Origin of the sequence: Vibrio sp. HI00D65 (assembly GCF_001635455.1) — a bacterium.
Classification (GTDB): Bacteria; Pseudomonadota; Gammaproteobacteria; order Enterobacterales; family Vibrionaceae; genus Vibrio.
In genome coordinates, this window is sequence record NZ_LWEH01000100.1 from 1 (window position 1) to 220 (window position 220).

Consider the following 220-nt stretch of genomic DNA (forward strand, 5'->3'; position numbering starts at 1 on the left):
TCCGTTGTCTTCTTCAGGTTTTTTCCAAAACTTTTCAGAATAATAAATAAAATAGTGTTTGGCCTTACTTAACGATTTCTTTTTAAAAAAAGAGAATCAATTAAGACTTAGGACGTTTCACACCGTACTTAGAACGACCTTGTTTACGGTCATTAACGCCAGCACAGTCAAGTGCGCCGCGAACAGTGTGGTAACGTACACCCGGAAGGTCTTTTACACG

Annotated in this window: 1 pseudogene; it reads right to left on the bottom strand. The window is 39.1% G+C overall.

What is annotated here, in order from left to right:
- Positions 1-100 precede the first annotated feature (100 nt).
- A pseudogene (gene rpsL, locus A3712_RS09875) lies at positions 101-220 on the bottom strand (30S ribosomal protein S12); the annotation flags it as partial.